General features: G+C 34.8%; 23 protein-coding genes and 2 riboswitches. Of the genes, 21 read left to right on the forward strand and 2 right to left on the reverse strand.

What is annotated here, in order from left to right; genetic code table 11:
* Window positions 1-7 precede the first annotated feature (7 nt).
* The 3 genes from ACPLOV_RS03925 (at window position 8) to thiM (ending at window position 3,226) form a co-directional block, all read left to right on the forward strand.
* Window positions 8-1,075: an alanine/ornithine racemase family PLP-dependent enzyme gene (locus ACPLOV_RS03925; protein ID WP_424908536.1), complete on the forward strand. Its 1,068-nt coding sequence runs from the start codon at window positions 8-10 to the stop codon at window positions 1,073-1,075.
* A gap of 47 nt (window positions 1,076-1,122) precedes the next feature.
* A complete protein-coding gene (hydE, locus tag ACPLOV_RS03930; protein WP_424908537.1) occupies window positions 1,123-2,175 on the forward strand; it encodes a [FeFe] hydrogenase H-cluster radical SAM maturase HydE in 1,053 nt (350 codons plus the stop codon).
* Between the two features lie 69 nt (window positions 2,176-2,244).
* Window positions 2,245-2,350, forward strand: a riboswitch (TPP riboswitch).
* Between the two features lie 81 nt (window positions 2,351-2,431).
* The gene (thiM, locus tag ACPLOV_RS03935) at window positions 2,432-3,226 is read left to right on the forward strand and encodes a hydroxyethylthiazole kinase (protein WP_424910676.1); all 795 of its coding nucleotides are present in this window, start codon (window positions 2,432-2,434) and stop codon (window positions 3,224-3,226) included.
* 14 nt (window positions 3,227-3,240) lie between these two features.
* On the opposite strand, the gene ACPLOV_RS03940 is transcribed toward thiM, so the two are convergent.
* Window positions 3,241-4,191: an ROK family protein gene (locus ACPLOV_RS03940; protein ID WP_424910677.1), complete on the reverse strand. Its 951-nt coding sequence runs from the start codon at window positions 4,189-4,191 to the stop codon at window positions 3,241-3,243.
* Between the two features lie 156 nt (window positions 4,192-4,347).
* Between ACPLOV_RS03940 and ACPLOV_RS03945 the strand changes: the two genes are divergently transcribed.
* Window positions 4,348-5,589, forward strand: coding sequence for an MFS transporter (locus ACPLOV_RS03945; RefSeq protein WP_424908540.1), 1,242 nt, complete (start codon window positions 4,348-4,350; stop codon window positions 5,587-5,589).
* Here ACPLOV_RS03945 and ACPLOV_RS03950 read toward each other — a convergent pair.
* Window positions 5,584-6,975 carry an MBL fold metallo-hydrolase RNA specificity domain-containing protein gene (locus ACPLOV_RS03950; protein WP_424910678.1) on the reverse strand — a complete coding sequence of 464 codons (1,392 nt, stop codon included), beginning with the start codon at window positions 6,973-6,975 and terminating at the stop codon, window positions 5,584-5,586. The genes ACPLOV_RS03945 and ACPLOV_RS03950 overlap by 6 nt on opposite strands.
* A gap of 274 nt (window positions 6,976-7,249) precedes the next feature.
* Here ACPLOV_RS03950 and cobO point away from each other — a divergent pair, with 274 nt between their 5' ends.
* The 17 genes from cobO (at window position 7,250) to ACPLOV_RS04035 (ending at window position 23,432) form a co-directional block, all read left to right on the forward strand.
* Window positions 7,250-7,774 (forward strand): cob(I)yrinic acid a,c-diamide adenosyltransferase, encoded by a 525-nt coding sequence (cobO, locus tag ACPLOV_RS03955; RefSeq protein ID WP_424908542.1) that lies wholly within the window; start codon window positions 7,250-7,252, stop codon window positions 7,772-7,774.
* Between the two features lie 29 nt (window positions 7,775-7,803).
* Window positions 7,804-8,907, forward strand: a complete 1,104-nt coding sequence (gene dprA, locus ACPLOV_RS03960; protein ID WP_424908543.1) for a DNA-processing protein DprA — start codon at window positions 7,804-7,806, stop codon at window positions 8,905-8,907.
* 10 nt (window positions 8,908-8,917) lie between these two features.
* A complete protein-coding gene (topA, locus tag ACPLOV_RS03965) occupies window positions 8,918-11,026 on the forward strand; it encodes a type I DNA topoisomerase (RefSeq protein ID WP_424910679.1) in 2,109 nt (702 codons plus the stop codon).
* On the forward strand, window positions 11,019-12,329 hold the full coding sequence (gene trmFO, locus ACPLOV_RS03970) for an FADH(2)-oxidizing methylenetetrahydrofolate--tRNA-(uracil(54)-C(5))-methyltransferase TrmFO (RefSeq protein ID WP_424908545.1): 1,311 nt from the start codon (window positions 11,019-11,021) through the stop codon (window positions 12,327-12,329). The genes topA and trmFO overlap by 8 nt, the downstream gene beginning before the upstream one ends.
* 126 nt (window positions 12,330-12,455) lie before the next feature.
* Window positions 12,456-13,403 (forward strand): tyrosine recombinase XerC, encoded by a 948-nt coding sequence (gene xerC / locus ACPLOV_RS03975; protein ID WP_424910680.1) that lies wholly within the window; start codon window positions 12,456-12,458, stop codon window positions 13,401-13,403.
* A complete protein-coding gene (hslV, locus tag ACPLOV_RS03980; RefSeq protein ID WP_424908547.1) occupies window positions 13,366-13,896 on the forward strand; it encodes an ATP-dependent protease subunit HslV in 531 nt (176 codons plus the stop codon). The genes xerC and hslV overlap by 38 nt, the downstream gene beginning before the upstream one ends.
* A 12-nt stretch (window positions 13,897-13,908) precedes the next feature.
* Window positions 13,909-15,309: an ATP-dependent protease ATPase subunit HslU gene (hslU, locus tag ACPLOV_RS03985; RefSeq protein ID WP_424910681.1), complete on the forward strand. Its 1,401-nt coding sequence runs from the start codon at window positions 13,909-13,911 to the stop codon at window positions 15,307-15,309.
* A gap of 20 nt (window positions 15,310-15,329) precedes the next feature.
* Window positions 15,330-16,115, forward strand: coding sequence for a GTP-sensing pleiotropic transcriptional regulator CodY (gene codY, locus ACPLOV_RS03990; protein ID WP_424908549.1), 786 nt, complete (start codon window positions 15,330-15,332; stop codon window positions 16,113-16,115).
* 126 nt (window positions 16,116-16,241) lie between these two features.
* Window positions 16,242-16,327, forward strand: a riboswitch (cyclic di-GMP riboswitch).
* A gap of 224 nt (window positions 16,328-16,551) precedes the next feature.
* Complete coding sequence (gene flgB, locus ACPLOV_RS03995) at window positions 16,552-16,956, forward strand: flagellar basal body rod protein FlgB (protein WP_424908550.1); 405 nt, start codon at window positions 16,552-16,554, stop codon at window positions 16,954-16,956.
* Between the two features lie 3 nt (window positions 16,957-16,959).
* Window positions 16,960-17,400: a flagellar basal body rod protein FlgC gene (gene flgC, locus ACPLOV_RS04000; RefSeq protein WP_424908551.1), complete on the forward strand. Its 441-nt coding sequence runs from the start codon at window positions 16,960-16,962 to the stop codon at window positions 17,398-17,400.
* Between the two features lie 24 nt (window positions 17,401-17,424).
* The gene (gene fliE, locus ACPLOV_RS04005) at window positions 17,425-17,715 is read left to right on the forward strand and encodes a flagellar hook-basal body complex protein FliE (RefSeq protein ID WP_424908552.1); all 291 of its coding nucleotides are present in this window, start codon (window positions 17,425-17,427) and stop codon (window positions 17,713-17,715) included.
* Between the two features lie 19 nt (window positions 17,716-17,734).
* Window positions 17,735-19,291 carry a flagellar basal-body MS-ring/collar protein FliF gene (gene fliF, locus ACPLOV_RS04010; protein WP_424908553.1) on the forward strand — a complete coding sequence of 519 codons (1,557 nt, stop codon included), beginning with the start codon at window positions 17,735-17,737 and terminating at the stop codon, window positions 19,289-19,291.
* Window positions 19,292-19,301: 10 nt separating this feature from the next.
* Entirely contained in the window at window positions 19,302-20,309 is a 1,008-nt protein-coding gene (fliG, locus tag ACPLOV_RS04015; RefSeq protein ID WP_424908554.1) for a flagellar motor switch protein FliG, read from the forward strand.
* Entirely contained in the window at window positions 20,302-21,087 is a 786-nt protein-coding gene (locus ACPLOV_RS04020; protein WP_424908555.1) for a FliH/SctL family protein, read from the forward strand. The genes fliG and ACPLOV_RS04020 overlap by 8 nt, the downstream gene beginning before the upstream one ends.
* Window positions 21,080-22,417 carry a flagellar protein export ATPase FliI gene (fliI, locus tag ACPLOV_RS04025; RefSeq protein WP_424910682.1) on the forward strand — a complete coding sequence of 446 codons (1,338 nt, stop codon included), beginning with the start codon at window positions 21,080-21,082 and terminating at the stop codon, window positions 22,415-22,417. Before ACPLOV_RS04020 ends, fliI begins: the two co-directional genes overlap by 8 nt.
* Window positions 22,414-22,860 carry a flagellar export protein FliJ gene (gene fliJ, locus ACPLOV_RS04030; RefSeq protein WP_424908557.1) on the forward strand — a complete coding sequence of 149 codons (447 nt, stop codon included), beginning with the start codon at window positions 22,414-22,416 and terminating at the stop codon, window positions 22,858-22,860. The genes fliI and fliJ overlap by 4 nt, the downstream gene beginning before the upstream one ends.
* Before the next feature lie 5 nt (window positions 22,861-22,865).
* Window positions 22,866-23,432, forward strand: coding sequence for a MotE family protein (locus tag ACPLOV_RS04035; protein ID WP_424910683.1), 567 nt, complete (start codon window positions 22,866-22,868; stop codon window positions 23,430-23,432).
* Window positions 23,433-23,456: the final 24 nt, after the last annotated feature.

Here is a 23,456-nt window from a genome sequence, read left to right on the forward strand (position 1 = left end):
TGGTATTTTGACCTATCCAAGGGTAGAAATAAATTTATCTTTGATAAAAAAGAATGCGATGAATATCGTAGAACTGTGTAACAAATACGGTATAGAAGTGATGGGAATCACAAAAGGCGTATGTGCTTTAGAACCTGTAGTGCGAACGATGATCGAAGGCGGAGTAAAAAAACTGGGGGATTCACGTATAAAAAATATTGTAAAATTAAAGAGTTATGGTGTAAATTTACCTGTATACCTTATTCGGATTCCCATGCCCTCCGAAATAAACGATGTAGTAAATTTTGCGGATGGTAGTTTTAATTCGGAATTTGAAGCAATAAAATTAATTTCTCAAAAAGCAGTTACAAATGGTAAAGTACATAAAATTATATTAATGGTTGATGTAGGGGATTTAAGGGAAGGAGTCATGCCTGAAGATGTTAAAGACTTAGTAGGAAAGATTTTAGAACTTCCCGGAATAGAATTTGAGGGAATAGGTACCAATGTGGGGTGTTATGGAGGAGTACTCCCTTCAATAGAAAATACCTCAATTTTGGTGGAAATAGCTGAGGAATTGGAAAAATGTTATGGAATTCGAGTAAAAACCATTTCGGGAGGTAATACCGCTACTTTAAAAATGGTTGAAGAAGGGATTTTACCCCGCCGCATTAATCAATTAAGGATTGGTGAAGCTATTCTTTTAGGTACGGATTCAACAAACTTTCGAAAGATCCCTAACACTTATCAGAATACGGTGATCCTTAAAACGCAAGTAATAGAGGTCAAAATAAAGCCTTCAAAGCCTATTGGAGAAATAGGAAGGGATGCTTTTGGTAACATTCCTGTTTTCGAGGATAAAGGACCCATGAAAAGAGCAATAGTAGCTCTGGGAAAACAGGATTGCAGGATAGAAGGATTAATTCCAGATGAGGATCATATAAATATCCTCGGGGCCAGCAGTGATCACCTTATTCTTGATGTAACAAATTCACTTAAAGAAATAAGAGTTGGGTCAATAATTGATTTCAAAATGAATTATGGCACAATGTTAGGACTTATGACCTCCCCTTATGTTGAAAAAATTATGGTATAGTTTAACTTTCTAAAAATTAATAAAAGATATCTTTGGGAGGAATTTATATGCTAAATGAAATATGGGAAAAAATAGATTCGGAAGTGGAGCTTAATAAGGAAGAACTCTGCTATATTCTTTCTTTAGAAGACCCGGAAAAGTTAGAAATTCTTTATCAGAAAGCTGATAAAATAAGAAAAAAGTATGTCGGAGATGAGGTTCATCTTAGAGGACTGATTGAGTTTTCAAATTATTGCAGGAATAATTGCCTTTATTGCGGAATACGCAGGGATAATAAGAAAGTTAAACGTTATCGCATGGAGATTGATGAAATTTTTGAAACCGTATTATTGGCTTCAAGATTGGGTTATAAAACTGTTGTGCTGCAATCGGGGGAAGATATGTACTATACTCTGAATAAGCTTACAGAACTTATAAAAAGGATAAAAGATAATATAGATATTGCCATTACGCTAAGCATCGGTGAACGTTCTTATGAAGAGTATGAAAAACTTTATGAGGCGGGAGCTGATAGATATTTAATGAGATTTGAGACATCAAATCCCGAGCTTTATGCTAAGCTTCATCCGGATTCAAGCTTTGAAAATCGTATTAATATTTTGAAGTGGCTAAAACAAATAGGATACCAAACTGGTTCGGGAATAATGATAGGATTACCCGGTCAAACCATTGAAGACCTGGCTGAGGATATATTAATGTTTAAAAAACTTGATCTTGATATGATAGGGGTAGGTCCTTATATTTGTCACCCCGATACACCTCTTGCAGGCAATCCCAGTGGTACTGCCGAGATGACCCTCAAAGTAATTGCTTTGACAAGGATAGTAACGAAAAATACTCATATCCCGGCTACTACAGCTCTTGCTACTTTGAGACCGGAGGATGGCAGGGAAAAAGCTCTGATGGCTGGTGCAAACGTTATTATGCCCAATGTAACTCCTATGAAATACCGGGAACATTATACTTTATATCCCAACAAAATTTGTATAAATGAAAGTGCACAGCAGTGCAATTTGTGTATAAAAAGAAGAATTTACTCCATAGGAAGGGTAATAGGAACTGATTACGGACATTCTTTAAAAAAACGAGAAAATAGTTGAATGTCAAAAAAGGCTATTTTAGTGCATTGACAGCAGGATTATTTCAGGATAAAATATCAAAAAAGAATAGTAGACTACCGGGGGTGCTGCTTAAGCGGCTGAGACGGGAAATTTTTCCCGAACCCTTGAACCTGTTTGGGTAATGCCAGCGGAGGGAAGGTAGTAAAAGCATAAATCGTACCGCTGGGTACGATTTTTTATTTGTTCTACAATTTCAAAATAATTAAATAAATCATAAAAAAACGGAGGTATGAAAATGATTTCCGGGATTTTAAAAAAAGTCAGGGAAAATAAACCCCTTATACACCATATTACTAATATGGTGACCGTGAATGACTGTGCAAATGTTACACTGGCAGTGGGAGCACTACCTGTTATGGCTCATGCCCTTGAAGAAGTAGAGGATATGGTAATGGCTGCTTCGTGTTTAGTCCTCAATATAGGTACACTTACGAAAGAGCAGGTAGAAGCGATGATAAAAGCTGGAAAAAAAGCGAATCAGATGGGAATCCCCGTTGTGCTTGATCCTGTAGGAGCAGGAGCAACACCTTTACGGACGGAAAGCACCTGGAGAATACTGAACGAAGTGAAAGTTTCCGTAATAAAAGGTAATAGTGCAGAAATAGGTACCCTTGCCGGTGCAGGAGGAGAAATAAGGGGTGTGGAAGCGGTAAAAAGTAGTGAAAATCTTTTGCCTGCTTCTAAGGAACTGGCCAAAAGATTGAATACTATAATTGTGGTTTCAGGTGCCACAGATATAGTTACAGATGGAGAAAGAATAGCCCTTGTTAATAATGGTCACTATTTAATGGGCACGATTACTGGTACGGGATGCATGTTAACGTCGGTTATTGGGAGTTTTTGTGGAGTAGAAAAAGATTATTTTAGAGCTACCGTTGCAGCTTTAGTAGTTTTTGGCATTAGCGGTGAACTTGCGGCAAAAAAATCTAATATTTACGGTCCGGCAAGTTTCAAAATAAATTTTTTTGATGAACTTTATAATATAACTGAAGAAAAGATAATCGAAGGTTCAAAATATAAGGTAGAATAATAAAAAGTTTTACCTTATACAAAAACCAATGATGCCGCGCCTATTGCACCTGCATCTTTATCCAATTTGGCTTTTACGATTTCAAGGTGTTTAAGGTTAGTAGGTAGAGATCTTTCTTCAACGGTACGCATCATCTTTGAATAAAACATATCCCAGCATTGAGTAAGCCCGCCTCCGATGGCAATGAGCCCGGGATTGAAGATATTTATCAGATTAGCAAGCCCCACACCAAGATAATATCCTTCATTCTCCACGAGGGTTAAAGCAAAATTATCACCTTCTCTTGCGGCAGAAAAAACGTGTTCTGCATTAATTTCTTCATTTCGGGCTTTTTCAATTATTTTTGTTTTTATCCCTGATAAAATTCCTTCTTTGGCGAACCTTGCCAAAGCAGTGCCCGAAGCATAGGCTTCCCAGCATCCCGAGTTTCCGCATTCGCATATAGGACCTTCGAAATTAATAGTCATATGGCCTGCCTCTCCAGCATTTCCTCCTATACCTTTGAAGAGCTTACCATCAATAAAGATTCCAGCTCCTATACCTGTGCTTATTGTTATGTAAATAAAATTTTTAACTCCCTTTCCGGCTCCGAATAAAAATTCTCCAAGAGCCGCTGAATTGGCATCATTTTCTACAATTATTTTTGTATTAAATTCCCGGGCCATAATTGAACATAATGAGATATCCTTCCATCCGGGAAGGTTTGGCGGATTCTGAATGATTCCCTTTTCTACGTCTATAGGACCGGGAACTCCTATACCTATTCCTGCAATTTCATTCAATGATAAATTTATTTGACTTAGAACATCATAAACACTTTTTTTCATTCTTGAAATTACTTTTTCGGGCCCTTCTTTTGCTAAAGTGGGCACCTCAACCTTGGCAAAAATATTACCGTTATTATCGATAATACAGGTAGCAATTTTTGTGCCTCCAAGGTCAATACCCAAAGAAAAATTTTTCATAATTTTTTCACCTTCTATTAGAAAATTTTATAATATTATGTTTTAATAATAGAAATATTTTAGTATAAAATTTACTTTAAATTTCTTTAAAAAATGATAAAATAAATATTCGAAATAGGATAAACCTAATATTAAAATCAGGAGTAGGATATCGAAATGAACGGTATAAGAAATCCTTTTGAAGCTTTTAAATCTAAGAATTTTAAATATTTTTGGATGGGACAGTGCATTTCTCTTATTGGTACCTGGCTCCAGAATACTGCGCTTTCTTGGCTTGTTTTAACGTTAACGAATTCTGCCTTTTTGGTGGGGCTATTTAATGCGGTTCAATTTACACCCCAATTATTTTTGTCCCTTTTGGCGGGAACTATAGCCGATCATTTTCCAAAGAAAAAGTTATTGATATTTACTCAGAGTTTATTAATGCTATTAGCCTTTTTGTTATCACTTTTGACCTGGAAGAAAATAATAAATTACTTCATCATACTAATTTTTGGTTTATTAATTGGGGTAGTAAATACTTTCGATATGCCTGTTAGACAATCTTTTGTTATAGAATTGGCCGGCCAGGAATTGCTTTATAATGCTGTTGCGCTTAATTCTATGAATTTCAACCTTGCAAGGATAATAGGTCCTGCAATTGCGGGAATCCTTCTTAAAAATGTTGGAATGAGTATTTGTTTTTTATTGAATGGATTAAGTTTTATTGCGGTATTAATAGGTCTTTTTTTAATTGATGTGGGCATAAAGCCCATGAATACAAAGAAAAACAATAAAATGCTAATAGATATTTTGGAAGGCTTAAAATATACCAGAAGAAATAAAATTATTTTGCAAACAATAATATTACTCTTTATAATGAATGTGTTTATAATGAATTTTAACGTATTAATTCCCCTGTATACAAAATATGTTTTGCATAGAGATGAAGCAGGATACGGTTTTCTGCTTTCCTCAATGGGAATCGGTGCTCTATTTGGGGCACTTTTTGTAGCAGTTAAAAGTAATAAAAGGCCTAATATAAAAACTCTTTATTTTTCTTTGATATTTTCCTCATTAATATTTGTTTTAATTGGAATCAATAAAAATTACCATTTTTCATCAATTTTGTTCATGTTGGCGGGGTTTTCTGCAATTCTTTTTACAACTACCGCTAATTCATCTTTACAGCTTTCTTCTTCGGATGAATATAGAGGGAGAGTTATGAGCCTGTACACTATGATTTTTGCCGGTACAACACCCTTGGGCAGTTTAATATCAGGCTCTTTTGCCCAGATTCTTAACATAGATAAAGCGTTTATTGCCTTAGGGTTAAGCTGCACAATATTATTTTCCCTGTACTTTTTTGCCATAAATGACAAAAAAAGAATTTATATTAATAGGGTAGATGACTTATAGCTCTACTTTTTCAAAAAGATCGGGTATTAATATGCTAACATTTAGAAATTTTTCTATTTCTTTTTTAAAGTTTTCAGAAGCCTTTTCTTCTCCATGAGTTATAAATATTTTTTTCGAGACTCCGTTTTTTATATTTTTTACCCAGTTTATTAGTCCTGCTATATCGGCATGTCCGGAAAGGCCGGTAAGATTATAAACCTTTGCTTTTACAACCATCTCTTCACCGAAAATTCTAACTTTTTTTGCCTTATCCAGTATTTTTCTGCCGAGGGTTCCTTCAGCCTGGTAACCTACGAATACTATGGATGTGGTATCCTTCCAGATGTTGTGTTTCAGGTGATGTTTTATTCTTCCGGCTTCACACATACCGCTGGATGAGATAATTACAATGCCGTTTTTATCGTTTAATGCCATTGATTCTTCTGCACTGGAAGTAGTATACAGGTTATTGAATCTTAAAATATCTATATCCCGGCTCAGAAGGTTAATAGCTTCTTCATCGTAACATTCTTTATGCTTTTCGTAAATTTCGAGAGCTTCCTTTGCAAGGGGGCTATCAAGGTATATTTCTATATTGGAAAGTTCTTTTCTCTTTTCAATGTCTACATAATAATTCAGCAAATATAAGATTTCCTGAGCTCGCCCTACTGAAAAGGCTGGAATAATTACATTTCCGCCTTTTTTTACCGTGTTAATTATAATATCATATAATTTTTTTATTTCTTCGGTTTTATCGTGTAATCTATCTCCGTAAGTTGATTCTATAATTAAATAATCGGTATAATCAATATATTCATAATCTCTAATTATTGGCATATTATAATTTCCTAAATCACCGGAAAAGGTTATTAGAATTTCATTATTTTTTTCTTTGATTTTTAAAATTATAATCGAAGAACCCAATAAATGTCCGGCATCCTTAAACATTATATGAATATTTTCATCAATAACAATCCACTTGTCGTAGGGGCACTTAATTATATATTCCGGTATTCGCAGGGTGTCTTCTACAGTGTATAATGGCTTGATTGGTACCAGCCCTTTTCTCTGTCTTTTTTTATTTTGCCACTTGCTTTCCAGCTCCTGGATGTGAGCACTATCTTTTAACATTATTTCCATTAAATCAGCAGTTGCGGAAGTGGCAAATATACTACCGTTAAAACCACTTTTAAATAGTAAAGGTAATCTTCCTATATGATCAATATGTGAATGGGTAATTATTACAAAATCTAAACTCCGTGGATCGAAAGGGAAGGGCTCAAAGTTTAATTCGCTTTTCTCACCTTGAAACATTCCACAGTCTATTAAAAATCTTCTATTTTCTGTTTCGATGTAATAACAGGAGCCTGTTACCAGTTTTGCAGCACCGCAAAAGTTTATTCTCATTTATGTTACCCCCTTTTTAATAATTATAACATATTTGTTTTTTCTAAATTTATCAGTTCAGTTAAATAAAAATATTTTGACGTGATATTATTTAATAAATTAAGGAAATAATAACTCTAAAAAATAATAGATGAAAAGATTTTTTAAATATTAAAAGAAATATAATAAAACTGTTGAAGTAAACATTTCAGAATGATATTATTTTGCTTAGGTTTTTTGGATAAACCTGCTATTAAAAAGATAATGATATAAATTGTAAATAGGAGTGAAAAATATGTCAAAAAGAGGATTGATGCTTTTATATACGGGCAATGGTAAGGGCAAAACTACTGCAGCGTTAGGCCTTGCTTTAAGAGCTATCGGCCATGGTCAAAAGGTATTCATGATACAGTTTATGAAAGGTAATTCTAATTATGGAGAAATACAAGCCTCGAAATATCTACCGAACTTTACTATAATACAGAAAGGGCAAGATACGTTCGTAAAAAAAGGTAATCCTGACCCATTGGATATAAAGCTTGCAGAAGAGGGACTTGAGCTTGCAAAAGAGGTTTTGGAAAAAGGAGAACATGATTTGGTAATCCTTGATGAAATAAATGTAGCTGTGGATTTTGGGCTTTTAAAAGAAGAAGATGTATTAAGTCTGATAGATTTAAAAAAGCATCATACCACATTAGTTTTAACAGGAAGATATGCCACTGAAAAATTGATATCAATGGCGGATATGGTTAGTGAAGTAAGAGAAATAAAGCACCATTATGAAAAGGGAGTACCTGCACAGGAAGGAATTGAATTTTAAATATTTCAAAGATTATATGGAGAATTAAAATGATTGAAGAGAGAAAAGAAATTATTATTTTTTTAAATCTTATAGAGAATATTGGTTATATTAGAGCAAAAAATATTTTAAGTGTGTACAATAGCTTGAAGGAATTGAGAAAAGCAAATAAAGAGGAGCTTTTAAAAATTCCCAATATCTCGGATAAAATAGCAGAAAAAATATTATTTGGCTTAAAAGAATTCAATCCTTTAAAAGAAATAGAGAAGGCTGAAAAAAAGGGTTGTACAATTATAACCATTGACGATAAGGATTATCCTCAATTGTTAAAAGAGATCTACGACCCTCCTTTGGTTATCTATGTAAAAGGTAAAAAAGAGCTTTTAAAAAAAGAAAGTATTGCAATTGTAGGTACGAGAAAACCTACCGAATACGGTAAAAAGGTTGCTGAAGAACTGGCTGCAAAATTAGCAAAAAGAAATCTTAATATCATAAGCGGACTGGCAAAAGGTATAGATTCTTTTGCCCATAAAGGAGCATTAAAGGTAGAAGGTAGTACAGTTGCAGTCTTAGGCACGGGAATTGACATAATTTACCCTCCCGAAAATAATAAATTATTTCAAGAGATTGCGGAGAAAGGAGCAATCATAACAAGTTTTCCCGTAGGCACCGAACCACTTCCTTACAACTTTCCTGCGAGAAATAGAATAATCAGCGGTTTATCTCTGGGAGTAGTAGTAGTGGAGGCGGGAGAAAGGAGCGGTGCTTTGATTACTGCGGATTTTGCTTTAGAACAGGGGAGAGAGGTTTTTGCAGTTCCCGGAATGATATACAGTCCGATGAGCAAGGGACCTCATAAGCTTATAAAGCAGGGAGCAAAATTAGTAGAAAATGATGAAGATGTTTTAATGGAATTAAATATTGGAAATAATTTTTATAGTGGGAAAAACTCTACAAGTGTAAAAAAAGAGGAATTAAGTTTATCGAAAGAAGAAAGGGAAATTCTAAAAATTATCGATTTTACTCCGATACATAAAGAAATTCTGGGAATGAAAACTGATTATTCTCCGGCTAAGATTAATGAAATATTAACAAAATTGCAGTTAAAGGGAATAATTTCTCAAATCGCAGGAGGATATGTAATAAGGAATTGAGGTGGTTATTGTGGCCAAGTCACTTATTATCGTTGAATCTCCGGCAAAGGCAAAGACAATAAGTAAATTTTTGGGTAAAAATTTTAAAGTAGCTGCTTCCATGGGACATGTTAGAGATCTGCCCAAAAGTCAATTGGGAATAGATATAGAAGATGGCTTTGAACCAAAATATATTACAATTAGAGGAAAGGGTTCTATAATTGATAATCTTAAAAAGGAAGCTGCAAAAGTAGAAAAAATATATCTTGCAACCGACCCTGACCGGGAAGGAGAAGCTATTTCCTGGCATTTAGCTCAACTTTTAGGAATCCCACAGGATTTGCCTTGCCGGGTGGAATTCCATGAAATTACTAAAAATGCCGTAACTAATTCAATCAAATCCCCGCGAACAATAAATAAAAACCTTGTGAATGCTCAGCAAGCCAGGCGTGTTTTAGATAGACTTGTGGGTTATATGATTAGCCCCATATTATGGAAAAAAATAAAAAGAGGTTTAAGTGCCGGAAGAGTACAATCGGTAGCCGTCAGGCTAATTTGCGATAGAGAAAATGAGATCAGGAATTTTGTACCTGAAGAATACTGGACAATTGAAGCAGAATTAATGGAAGAGATTTCTAAATCTACTTTTTTAGCTAAGCTCTTTTCCCAAAAGGGCGAAAAAATTTCTATTAATAATAAGGAACAAGCGGAAAAAATAGTAAATGACTTAAAGGAAGAAAAATTCACGGTTTTGGAAGTTAAAAAAGGAGAAAGAAAGAGAAATCCTTCATTGCCTTTTACAACAAGCACTATGCAGCAAGAAGCTTCACGAAAGTTGGGATTTACCGCTAAAAAAACCATGATGATTGCCCAACAGCTTTATGAGGGACTTGATATAAAAGATGAGGGTACGGTGGGTCTTGTTACTTATATACGAACGGATTCCACAAGAATATCTGAACAAGCCCAGTTAGAAGCTAAAAAATACATTGCCGAAAATTTTGGTAAGGATTTTATTAATGATTCTCCGGTTCAGCAAAAGCAGAAAAAGAATATACAGGATGCCCACGAAGCTATAAGACCCACATCCGTTTACAGAACCCCTGAAAAGATAAAGGATTCCCTGTCAGAAGACCAGTATAAGCTTTATAAACTTATTTGGGAAAGGTTTATAGCCAGCCAGATGGCACCCGCCATATATGATTATGTTTCTGTGGATATTAAAGCCGGAGAATATATTTTTAAAGCAACAGGTTCACATATGAAGTTTAAAGGTTTTATGGTAGTCTATATAGAAGGAGCCGATGAGGAACAGGAAAAAGAAGAAATGATGCTTCCGGATTTAAATGAAGGGCAGGAGCTTGCTTTAAAAGACTTAAAGGCCGAGCAGCATTTTACTCAGCCACCTCCGAGATTCACTGAAGCTATGCTGGTAAAGACCCTGGAAGAAAAAGGTATAGGTCGTCCAAGCACCTATGCGCCAATAATTGATACCATTACAAAGAGGGGCTACGTAGAAAAGGAAAAAGGAAGATTTAAACCTACGGAATTGGGAGAAATAGTAACGGAGCTATTAAAAGAATACTTTAGCGATATTGTGGATATTGGTTTTACAGCAGAAATGGAAGAGCAATTAGATAAAATTGAAACTGGCGATGAAGACTGGCGTAAAATCGTTGAAAGTTTTTATAAACCTTTTGAAAAAAAACTGAGGATTGCTGAAAAAGAAATTGGGAAAATAGTACTAAAAGAGGATGAGGAAACCGAAGAAATATGCGAATATTGCGGAAGAAAGATGGTAATAAAACGGGGCAAGTATGGAAAATTTTTGGCATGCTCGGGTTTTCCGGAATGTAAAAACACTAAACCTATTGTTGAGGATACCGGAGTGAATTGCCCCCTCTGCGGAGGCAAAATTTTAGTAAGAAAAACAAAAAAAGGCAAAAAATTTTATGGATGTGAGAATTATCCTGAATGTAATTTTGTTTCCTGGTATCCTCCTGTTGGTACCCCATGTCCTAAATGCGGTAATTTGATGGTTTTAAAATCCATAAAAGGGCATAATAAAGCTGTTTGTACAAACAAAGAATGCAATCATGAAGAAATTTTCCCTGGTAAAGAGGGTGGAAAAAATGTATGAGGTAAAGGTAGTAGGGGGAGGACTTGCAGGGTGTGAAGCTGCATGGTATCTGGCCAACCACGGAGTTAAAGTAAAACTCTATGAAATGCGGCCTAAAAAGATGACTCCTGCTCATCATACCGATAAATTAGCGGAATTAGTATGCAGTAACTCCCTGCGATCTCAGGAAATTACTACTGCAGCAGGAGTTTTAAAAGAAGAAATGCGATTGCTTTCTTCTATAATAATACAAAAAGCCCACGATTATAGCGTTCCTGCCGGCTCAGCCTTAGCAGTAGATAGAGAAAAATTTTCCAATGCAATTACCCTTGAAATTCAAAACCACCCAAATATTGAGCTAATAAGGGAAGAAGTTACTCAAATTCCCGATCCCCCTGCAGTATTGGCTACCGGTCCCTTAACTTCCGAAAATTTATCCTATGCCTTGATGGAACTTTTAGGTAGTAAATATCTGTATTTTTATGATGCAGCAGCACCAATAATTACTGCCGATTCAATAGATTGGAATATTGCCTTTTGGGGATCCAGGTATGGTAAAGGCGATGAAGATTACGTGAATTTACCGATGACCGAAGAAGAATACTATAATTTTTATAATGAGCTTATTAATGCTGAAGTAGTTGAACTTAAGGAATTTGAAAAACCACAGTATTTTGAAGGATGTATGCCAATAGAAGTAATGGCAAAAAGAGGTCCTCAAACTCTTCTTTTTGGGCCTTTAAAACCTGTAGGAATTGTAAACCCAAGAACGGGGGAACAACCTTTTGCAGTAGTTCAATTAAGAAAGGAAAATAAAGAAGGGACTTTATTTAATTTAGTAGGTTTTCAAACAAGCTTGAAGTGGCCGGAACAAAAAAGGGTATTTAGTAAAATACCGGGATTGAAGGATCCTGAATTTGTGAGATTTGGTTTTATTCACAGAAATACATTTATTTTAAGCCCGAAATTTTTAAACCCCACCTTAGAACTAAAAATAAAAAAGGGTATTTTTCTCGCAGGGCAAATAACTGGAGTTGAAGGATATATAGAATCAGCGGCATCGGGTATCGTTGCAGGGATTAATGTCTTACGTTATATAAAAGGAAAGGAACTCCTTGTATTCCCAAAGGAAACAGTTGTTGGTGCATTGTTAGATTATATTACAACAGCAGATGCAAAAAATTTTCAACCCATGAAGGCAAATTTTGGAATACTGCCGCCTTTAAATGATAAAATAAAAAATAAGAAAATTAAAAATGAAAAATTGGGTGAAAGGGCAATCAATGTATTAAAGAATTTCATAGTAGAAAATAATGTAGTATAGTTTAAAATTTTAATTTATTTTTCAAAAAAAATTAACAAAGAATTTAAAAATAATTTAGAATTTAATATTGCATTATATACTTTCATGTGGTAGTATAATATAGGCTCTTTTCAAATCGAGGCGATAATGATGGAATACCTTATAGATAGTTTTTTGAGTTTTTTAAAGGGGAAAAATCGTTCCGAGAATACACTTAAAGCCTATGCCGAAGACCTTTTACAGTTTATGGAATATTTAAAAGAAAAAAAAATATCTGATATTGAATCTTTAAATAAAATTGACTATGTTTTGATAAGAGGTTTTCTTGCAAACTTGAGGGAAAAAGGATTGGAGAAAAGAACTGTTGCAAGGAAAATATCTGCAGTAAGAGCTTTTTACAAATACCTTTTGAAAGAAGAAGTAATTAAAAGCGATCCAACGCTGCATATCCAGGGTATGAAATTACCCAAAAAACTGCCGGAGTTTTTATATCCAAATGAGATTAATGAACTATTGAATTTACCGGATAATTCTTGTTTGGGGATACGGGATAAAGCCATATTAGAATTACTGTATGCGACCGGGATCAGGGTTGGAGAAATGACTAATATTAAACTTAAAGATTTAGATTTGAGCAATAAAATTTTGTTTGTATTTGGCAAGGGATCAAAAGAAAGGATTGTTTTTTTTGGTGAAAAAGCAAAAGAATCCCTTGAAACTTACTTAAAAATTTCAAGACCAATTCTGCTAAAGGGCAGGGAAGAGGAACATTTATTTTTGAATAAAAATGGCACCCGATTAACGGATAGGAGCATCAGGCGTATTGTAGAAAAATATGTGAAGAAACTCTCCTTTATTAAAAAGGTGACTCCTCATACAATAAGGCATACCTTTGCTACGCATCTTTTGGAAAATGGTGCAGATTTAAGAACTGTGCAGGAACTTTTGGGACATACGAGCCTTTCTACCACTCAAATTTATACACATGTGACAAAAGAAAGGCTTAAAGAGGTTTACGAGAAAGCATTTCCTCATAAAAAAAGGAGTGATTTTATAAATGATGAGAGCTACCACTATAGTGGCGATGGTGAATGAAAAAGGGGCTGCTATAGCGGGCGATGGACAGGTTACTTTTGGTGAACATACTATAATGAAACATCACGCAAAAAAAATCAGGAAACTGTACAATGGGAAAGTACTGGCAGGATTTGCAGGTTCAGTAGCTGATGCCGTTACTTTATTTGAAAAATTTGAAGGAAAACTTGAGGAGTTTCACGGACATTTAATAAGAGCCGCGGTAGAGCTTGCCAAGGAATGGCGTACCGATAAAATGTTGAGAAGATTAGAAGCACTTTTAATCGCCCTGGATAGAGAACACATCCTGATTATTTCGGGGAATGGTGAAGTAATTGAACCGGATGATGGGATTGCTGCAATTGGTTCGGGTGGCCCTTATGCTTTAGCTGCTGCAAGGGCTTTATCAAAATTTACCGAGCTTGAACCGAAAAAAATAGTAGAAGAATCCTTGAAAATAGCTTCTGAAATATGTGTTTATACCAATGATTATATAAGTGTTGAAGAGCTATAAGGAGGTGAGTATATGGAAGACTTTACACCAAAAAAAATAGTAGAAGAATTGAACAAGTATATAGTAGGACAGGATGAAGCTAAAAAATGTGTAGCAATTGCTCTCCGCAACAGGATAAGGAGACAAAAGTTACCGCCGGAAATGCAGGAAGATATAATTCCGAAAAATATCTTAATGATTGGCCCAACAGGGGTAGGAAAAACCGAGATAGCAAGAAGGCTTGCTAAATTAGTTAACGCTCCTTTTGTGAAAGTAGAAGCTACAAAATTTACCGAAGTCGGATATGTGGGAAGAGACGTGGACTCTATGGTGAGAGACCTTGTGGAAACCTCCATCAGAATGGTTAAAGTGGAAAAGATTGAAAAAGTTAAAGATAAAGCAAAGGAATTGGCAGAATTAAGAATTGCAGAAATTTTAGAGCCCGATCCTTCGAGAACCTCGAACATTAAAAATCCTTTTGAAATGGTCTTCGGCACTTTCCAGAAAAATACATATGAGGATGAGGAAGAATTTGAGAGAAAACTTAATGAAGCCAGGAAGAAAAGGAAGGATATTTTAGAAAGGATTAAAGCGGGAGAATTTGACAAAGAATTAATTGAAATTGAAGTGGATGACAATAAGACACCTTTTTTAGAGGTTTTCTCTTTTGCCGGTGCCGAGGATATGGGGATAAATTTTCAGGATTTATTCGGGAATATATTCCCCAAAAAGAAAAAAAAGAAGAAAATTACGGTGGAAAATGCAAGGAGAATATTGATTCAAGAAGAAGCTCAAAAACTGATTGATATGGATGAAGTAATAAATGAAGCAATTTCCAGAGCTGAAGAAACCGGTATTATCTTTATAGATGAAATCGATAAAATAGCGGGTAGGGAAAAGGGATATGGGCCGGACGTTTCCAGAGAAGGGGTGCAAAGGGATATTCTACCCATTGTTGAAGGATGCACCGTTGTAACCAAATACGGGCCTGTTAAAACCGATCACATTTTGTTTATAGCCGCAGGAGCCTTTCATATTTCAAAACCTTCGGACCTAATACCGGAATTGCAGGGGCGTTTTCCAATAAGAGTAGAATTAAAGAGCCTATCAAAAGAAGATCTAAAAAGAATACTTATTGAACCTAAAAATTCCCTTATTAAACAATATAAGGCATTATTGGAAACTGAAGGAATAAAAATAGAATTTTCTGAAGATGCTATAGATGAGATAGTAAAAATAGCCGCCTATGTGAACGAACATATGGAGAATATAGGAGCAAGACGCTTGCACACGATTATGGAAAAATTATTAGAAGATATTTCTTTTGAAGCCCCTGATGTGATGGAAAAAGAAATTAATATAAATGCCAATTATGTGAGAAAAAAATTAAGTAACATAATCGAAGATAAAGATTTAAGTATGTATATCTTATAAAATCAAAAGGAGGAGATGTAATGAGTAAAGAATTGTTAGAAAAAACCAGGAGAATCAATAAATTGCTGCAGAGGTCTGCAGGGTACCCGGTGGATTTTAATGAGGTTTGTAAAATCTTAACTGAGGTATTAAATGCGAATGCATATGTAGCCAGCAGGAAAGGGAAAGTGTTAGGTTATTCAATACTTGAAAATTATGATTGTGATGTATTACAAAACAAAATAATTGAAGAAAAAGTGTTTCCTAAGGACTACAATGATAAACTTCTTGAAATCCATGAGACTCGTTCGAATATACCCCAGGAGGAAATTGAATGCGTATTCGATAAAGAAGTAAAATGTCCTCATCCTGAAAAACTCGTTACAATTGTCCCTATTAATGGTGGAGGAGAAAGACTCGGAACCCTTGTACTTGCCAGATTTGGCGAAGAATTTACGGATGAGGATTTAGTTCTGGCAGAATACAGTGCTACTGTAATTGGTATGGAGATTTTACGTTCCAAGACAGAAGAGATTGAAGAAGAAGCGAGAAAAAGAGCTGTTGTTCAGCTGGCAATAGGTACCCTTTCATTCTCGGAATTAGAAGCAGTTCAGCATATATTTGAAGAATTAGATGGAAATGAAGGTTTGTTAGTAGCCAGTAAAATAGCGGATAGGGTCGGGATTACCCGTTCCGTAATAGTCAATGCTTTAAGGAAGTTTGAAAGTGCCGGGGTTATCGAATCGAGATCCCTCGGTATGAAGGGAACCTATATTAAAGTGCTCAACGATAAACTTATTGATGAATTAAAAAAGATGCGTTCATAAAATGCGTGAAGCAATTCACGCATTTTTTTATGATTAATTTGAGTTTATTTATGGAAATAAATAAAATCATTTACAATTTAATTTATAATAATATAATTTTAATTAAGGGAAAACATCATAGAAAAATGTCGAAAAAAGCAAACCTGTCGAAAGGCAGGGACGCAAAGCTATGGGCCTAAGGCATATCCTGCTATGGCTGCCAGGCTGCCGACTAATTTTAAAAGGCAGCCTATTTTCTAAGGTAGGTTGCTTTTTTATTAAAAATTTTGTCGTATAAAAGAAAAATTTGTTATGATATAATATTTAACAAATAAATTAATAGCATCTTTTTACAAATTTTCGTATCTTGTTTATTATATAGGAGGAAATTGTAAAAAAAGGTAGTAATTTTAATTTAGAAAGATAGTGTATTTAGTTTTTAAAAGAGGTGCAGATTATGGGAATTTTCGAAAACATATCCTTGATGGAAAAGGCTCTGGATGCAAAATGGCTGCGAAATGAGGTTATTGCTAATAATATTGCAAATGCGGATACACCAAATTATAAAAAAACAAAGGTGATTTTCGAAGATTATTTAAGGGATTTTTTAAGTAAAAATAATAGAATTTCTTTAACTACTACAAACGATAGGCATATAAAAAAGACCTACTCCCCTTTAACCTTGAAACCCGTACTTTATCGTGAGGAAAATACCGCTTATAGAGAAGATGGTAACAATGTAGATGTGGAAAAGGAAATGGTGGAACTCGCAGTAAACAGCTTGTCTTATAATGTACTGGTTGAGCAGGTTTCAAAAGAATTTTCCCTGTTAAGGACTGCTATAAATGAAGGGAGGAAATAATAATTGAGTATTTTTAAATCAATGGAAATAAGTGCTTCGGCTCTGACAGCTCAAAGATTAAGGCTTGATATAATATCCAGCAATATAGCCAATGTGGACACTACAAGGACAAAGAAAGGTGAACCCTACAGGAGAAAAATGGTAGTTTTTCAAGAAATGAATGAAAGTTCGGATTTTAATGAAATATTAAATGATAAGATAAATTATAACGGAAAAGGTGTGAGGGTTGCGGCTATTGTAGAAGACCAAAGGCCATTTAAAATAGTTTATGACCCCGCTCATCCTGATGCGGATGAAAAGGGATACGTAAGAATGCCTAATGTAAACATTGTAGAAGAAATGGTTGATATGATTTCTGCGACAAGAAGTTATGAAGCTAATGTTACTGCGATAAATTCCACCAAAAGTATGATTAGTAAAGCTCTGGAAATAGGAAAAGGATAAAAAATTATATGGGAGGAGAAATAATTGGAAATAAATAGGATCGAAAAGGTATCTTTAAATCCAATAGGTTTAAATCAAAGAAAGGAAGAAAATTCTTCAGAATTTATTAATTTCTTAAAAGAAGCATTAAACCGGGTAAACGATTTGCAAAAGGATTATGAAAATAAGATTAATGACTTTTTACTGGGAAATGATGTAAATGTCCATGATCTGATGATATCTGCGGAAAAGGCAAGACTTTCCTTAGAGCTTACCGTACAACTCAGGAATAAAGCTATTGAAGCATATCAGGAAATAATGAGAATGCAGATATAAGGATAAAGGTGGAAAATAAATGAATTTTGAAGAAATTAAAACAAGAATCATTGAATTCTGGGAAAGTAAAAGTAAAACTCAAAAAATTAGATTTTTAAGCGGAACGATTATCGTATTGCTTTCCGTTCTTTTACTTTTTTATTTTATTACCAAACCTCAGTATGCTGTTTTATATTCCAATTTAGATACCAAAGATGCGGGCGAAATAGTAAAAAGACTTGATGCAATGAAGGTAAAATACAGACTTATTGATTCGGGAAAAACTATTGAAGTTGAATCTAAGGATGTTTATAAAATTCGTCTTTCTCTTGCTCAAGAGGGACTTCCAAGTGGTGGAGAGATTGGATTTAATGATATTTTTGGGAAAATGAATCTCGGCATGACCGAGTGGGAAAAACAGGTGAGATATAATCAGGCTCTTCAGGGAGAATTAACAAGAACCATTAAAGAATTAAATCAGGTGGAAGAGGCAAGGGTGCATCTTGTTATACCGCAGAAAACTCTTTTTATAGATCCATCCGGCCAAAAGGAAGCGTCAGCTGCGGTTTTCTTAAAATTAAAACCCGGAGAAAAACTGGAGGAAGAAGAAGTAAGGGGTATTATAAATTTAATTTCCCATTCAGTTGAAGGTTTAAAACCGGAAAATGTCACAATTGTGGACGAGTATGGGAGGGTACTTTCAAATATATCCCTCTCGGAGGATAATTCAAGACAAATTGTAGACTCTCAATTTGCCGTACAATCCAAGTTTCAAAATGATTTACAATCAAAGGTTCAATCCCTTTTGGAACAAATATTTGGTCCTGGTAACGTTGCTGTTAGAGTAAATGCTCAATTGAATTTTGATAAAAAGGTTGTAGAAAACAAATTGTTTACCTCACCGAATCCGGAGTCCGGAGAAGGAATATTAAGAAGCGTCCAGGAAATTAAGGAGTACTTTAGCGGAAATTCTTCTTCCCCGGCAGGTGTTCCCGGAACAACTTCACAGATACCCGGTTATCAAGGGCAACAAAATCAAGGTGGTTCATCAAGTTATCAAAAAACGGAAACGGTAAAAAATTACGAAATAAATGAGTCCATTGAAAATATTACTATTGCACCTGGAGCGGTTAAAAAATTAACGGTATCTGTGGTTATTAACAGGAATTTGACCGATGAAGAGAAAAATAAAATAGCTTCCTTGGTGGGAAGCGCAATAGGCTTTGATAGCAATAGAGATATTATTACTGTTGAAGGAATGACTTTTGAAAGATCATTAACAGAGTCCCTGGCCAAGCAAATGGAAGAAGATAAGAAAAGTCAAGCAAGACAGAGGGTTTATATTTTAGTAATTTCTGCTCTTGCATTGATGATATTTTTTGTGATTGCAAGGCGTTTATGGACAGCGAGAAAAAGGGCTATGGAGGAGAAACTTGCCGAGCAACTTATTTTACAACAGGCTGCAACTTCTTCAAAGGCGGAAGAAGATTTAAATATCCTTGAAGCAAAAAATAGAACAAGAGATATAGAAATGCTGGTAAAAAATAGACCGGAAGATGTTGCTAAGATAATTCGAACCTGGCTGAATGAGGAGTGAGGTGTTTGATATGCCTATAAGCCGCCTTACTGGGAGACAAAAAGCAGCTATATTTATTGCTTCCCTTGGACCTGAACTTGCAGCAAATATATATAAATATTTGAAGGAAGAGGAAATCGAGCAATTGACATTAGATATCGCGAGTTTGCGGAAAGTGACCGATGAAGAAAAAAAATCTGTTTTTGATGATTTTAAGACCATGTTTGTTGCCAGTGACTACATTACTCAGGGTGGAATAGATTATGCCAAAGAAATATTAGAAAAGGCCCTGGGTACGCAAAAAGCCTTTGAAATAATAAACAAACTTACTTCTTCTCTACAGGTTAGACCTTTTGATTTTATACGAAAAGCCGATCCGGCTCAACTTGTGAACTTCCTGCAAAATGAAAACGTTCAGACCATAGCCCTTGTTTTAACATACCTTCATCCTGAACAGGCGGCAAAAATACTTTCAAATTTACCGCCGGAAAAGCAAGTGGAGATTGCCAAGAGGATAGCAATGATGGACAGAACTTCTCCTGAGGTCATTTTTGAAATTGAAAAAGTATTGGAAAAACAATTAGCCTCGGTAGTCATGGAGGATTTTACCAATGCAGGTGGTGTACAGGCTATTGTTAATATATTAAATAACGTTGATAGAACCACTGAAAAAAATATTCTTGAAGTGCTTGAAATGGAAAACCCGGAACTTGCTGACGAAATTAAACGGAGAATGTTTGTTTTTGAAGATATTATTACCCTTGACAATAAAACGATTCAAAGAATACTCCGTGAAGTGGATAATCAGGATCTGGTTCTTGCTTTGAAAGGTTCCAGCGAGGAAGTCAAAAATAAAATATTCTCTAACGTCTCAAAGCGTCAGGCTGAAATGATACAGGAAGATTTACAGTATATGGGACCGGTAAGATTAAGGGATGTGGAAGAGGCACAGCAAAAGATAGTTGCCATTATAAGGAAGCTCGAGGATGCGGGTGAAATTATAATTTCCCGCGGCGGAGGAGATGAGATAATTGTCTAAGGTATTGAAAAGGATTGTATTTTACGATAATCCGGTAAAATTGGAAAACGGTAAAACATTTTTATTTGAAGTACATAGTCATGAGAACCTTGCGGGATTACCGGTTCATCAAACACAAAAAGACATTATTGATCCCTTTGAACAGGAGGTTTTAAAAAAGCAATTTTTACAATCAGCTGAGGAGGAAAAGGAAAGAATAATTTCTGAAGCCAAAAAAGAAGCCGAGAAAATTTTAACGAAAGCAGAAAATGAAAAAGAACAAATTTTAAAATCTGCTTATGAAAAAGGTTTCAATGAAGGCTATAATAAAGGAATAAATGAAGGCAGGAGAAAAGGAGAAGAGCTTTTTTCCATTTATCTTAATCAATTTAAAGAATTAGAACAGAAATTATTTTTGGATTACCAGAAAAAATTAGAACAAATCGAAAAACAGGCTTTAAAATTATCCCTGTACATTGCGGAAAAAATACTCGGGAAAGTTATCGAAATCGACAGGGATTATATAAAAAAACTTATAGAAAAGGGTTTAAAAAAAGCAAGGGAAGATCGGGAAATATTAATTCGAGTATCGCCCTCTGATTATGATATTTTGATGGATAAGTTAGAACAATTAAAAGGAGAAACAGGATATAAAAAAATTTCCATTATTAGCGATCCCACTTTACAAAAAGGAGACCTTATATTGGAAAATTCGGGGTTTATCATTGATGCGGGCATAAAAACCCAGCTAAATGTTATAGAAAAAAAATTGAAAGAGATGGAGCTGATATATGATTGAAGAAAACTTTGAATTTTATAGAAAAATTATAGCAAACACAGAAACGATAAGACCAAAGGGAAAAATCTCGAAAATTATTGGACTTACTATGGAAGCGGAGGGCCCTATTGCTGAAATTGGAGAGCTTTGCGAAATATCTCCTTATTATTCGAAGGAAAGTGGTAAAAGTATTTTAGCGGAGGTAGTGGGATTCAAAGAAGATAAAATTATATTAATGCCCTTAGCGGATATAGAATCTATTGGTCCCGGTTGGGATGTGGTTGCCCTGGGGGAAAAGCTTTCGGTTCCGGTAGGGGAAAACCTGATGGGAAGAATATTAGATGGGTTAGGCAACCCTATAGATGGTAAGGGCCCAATTAAGAATTTAACAAAGTATCCACTGAATAATACTCCCCCTAATCCCGTTGAAAGAAAACCTATAAAAGAGCCTTTGCCATTAGGAGTAAGAGCCATTGATGCACTTTTAACCTGTGGTAAAGGACAAAGAATAGGGATATTTGCAGGAAGCGGAGTGGGGAAAAGTACGCTTCTTGGTATGATAGCGAGGAACTCAACGGCAGATATCAATGTAATAGCCCTGATAGGAGAGAGAGGCAGAGAACTTAATAGTTTCATTCAAAAGGACCTGGGAGAGGAAGGGTTAAAACGTTCGGTAGTTGTAGTGGCAACTTCCGATAATCCTCCTCTGATAAGAACGAAAGGAGCTTTTACCGCTACTGCTATAGCCGAGTATTTCAGGGATCAGGGAATGGATGTAATGCTTATGATGGATTCCATTACGAGATTTGCAATGGCTCAAAGGGAAGTTGGACTTTCAGCGGGCGAGCCACCGGTTAGTAGGGGTTATACACCTTCGGTTTTTGCCGTACTTCCAAAATTACTGGAAAGAGCGGGTATGGGAAAGGTGGGCTCCATTACGGGTATTTATACCGTTCTTGTAGATGGGGATGACTTTAATGAACCAATTTCTGATGCTGTAAGAGGGATTTTGGATGGCCATATTATTCTTTCAAGGACTCTCGCAAACATGAATTTTTATCCTGCAATTGACGTTTTATCAAGTATTAGCAGATTAATGGATGAAGTGATTACAGAAGAGCACAGAAGATTGTCTTCAAGGGTAAAAAACATCCTTTCGGTATATAAGGAAGCAGAAGAATTAATAAACATAGGTGCATATAAAAAAGGCACTAATCCAAAGATAGACGAAGCTTTAAGATATATTGACAGGGTGAATAATTTCTTAAGACAGGAAATAAATGAAAAATCAACCTTTGAGGAAACCTTAATACTTTTAAAAGATATTTTTTCTGAGGATGAAATAGAATGAAAAAGTTTAAATTTAAATTGGAAAAACTTTTAAACGCTAAAACGGTTATTGAAAATTTAAAAAAAGAAGAACTTTTTAAAGCAAAAAAGAGGTTGGAAGAAGAAAAATATGCTTTAGATTATCTGGAAGGTATCAAAAACGAAATTTTACTCCAAAGCCCCTCGAGGCAAGTAGATTCTGTAAAAGCTTACGAGTTAATTAATTTTGATAATTTTTATAGAAGAGTATCTGAATTAATATATAACCAGAGAAAAAAGGTGGAAGAATCACAAAGAATGTACGATTGTTCTTTAAATGAATTCCTGAATGCAAAAAGAGAAAAAAGGATTCTGGAAGTTTTAAAAGATAAGAGATTCAAGCTTTTTCTGGAAGAATACGCAAAACAGGAGCAAAAGAATCTGGATGAGCATGCAATAATTGCTTTTTCAAGAAGGGATGAATAGAATTAATGTCTTCAAATAAATTTAAAATTACTGTTTTTATTTTATTAATATTGTTTATAATTACCTTTCTTTTTACTTTATTTTTTGTTGTAAAAACTGCTGATCCTTCAAAACTAAATCCAAAGGTTCTGCCAATATTGGGGAAACTCCCGTTCACGAAGAACGTAATTAAGGAAACTAACACTAATAGTACCCTGCTTTCAAAGGAAGAGCTTTTAAAACAAAAAGAAGATGAGCTAAAAAGTAAAGAAGAGTTGTTAAAGCAGAAAGAAGAAGAAATTTTGAAAAAGGAAGAAGAATTGTCAAAAAAAGAAGAGGAACTAAAAAAACTTCAAGCGTATATAGAGGAAGAAAATAATAAATTGGAGAATAACAAAAAAGCAATAAAAGACATTGCTTCCTATTATGAATTAATGGATCCTTCGAGTGCTGCCAAAATATTTGAAGAAATGTCCGTGGATCAAGCAACAAAAATATTATCAAATATGAAAAAGGAATCGGTTTCCAGTATCTTGTCCTCTATTCAACCCAAAAAAGCTGCAGAGATAACCAAAAAACTGGGAAATTTATAAGGTTTTCTTTTTGAATAAATAAAT

It is taken from the genome of Thermovenabulum sp., from assembly GCF_049723235.1.
GTDB lineage: Bacteria > Bacillota > Thermosediminibacteria > Thermosediminibacterales > Thermosediminibacteraceae > Thermovenabulum.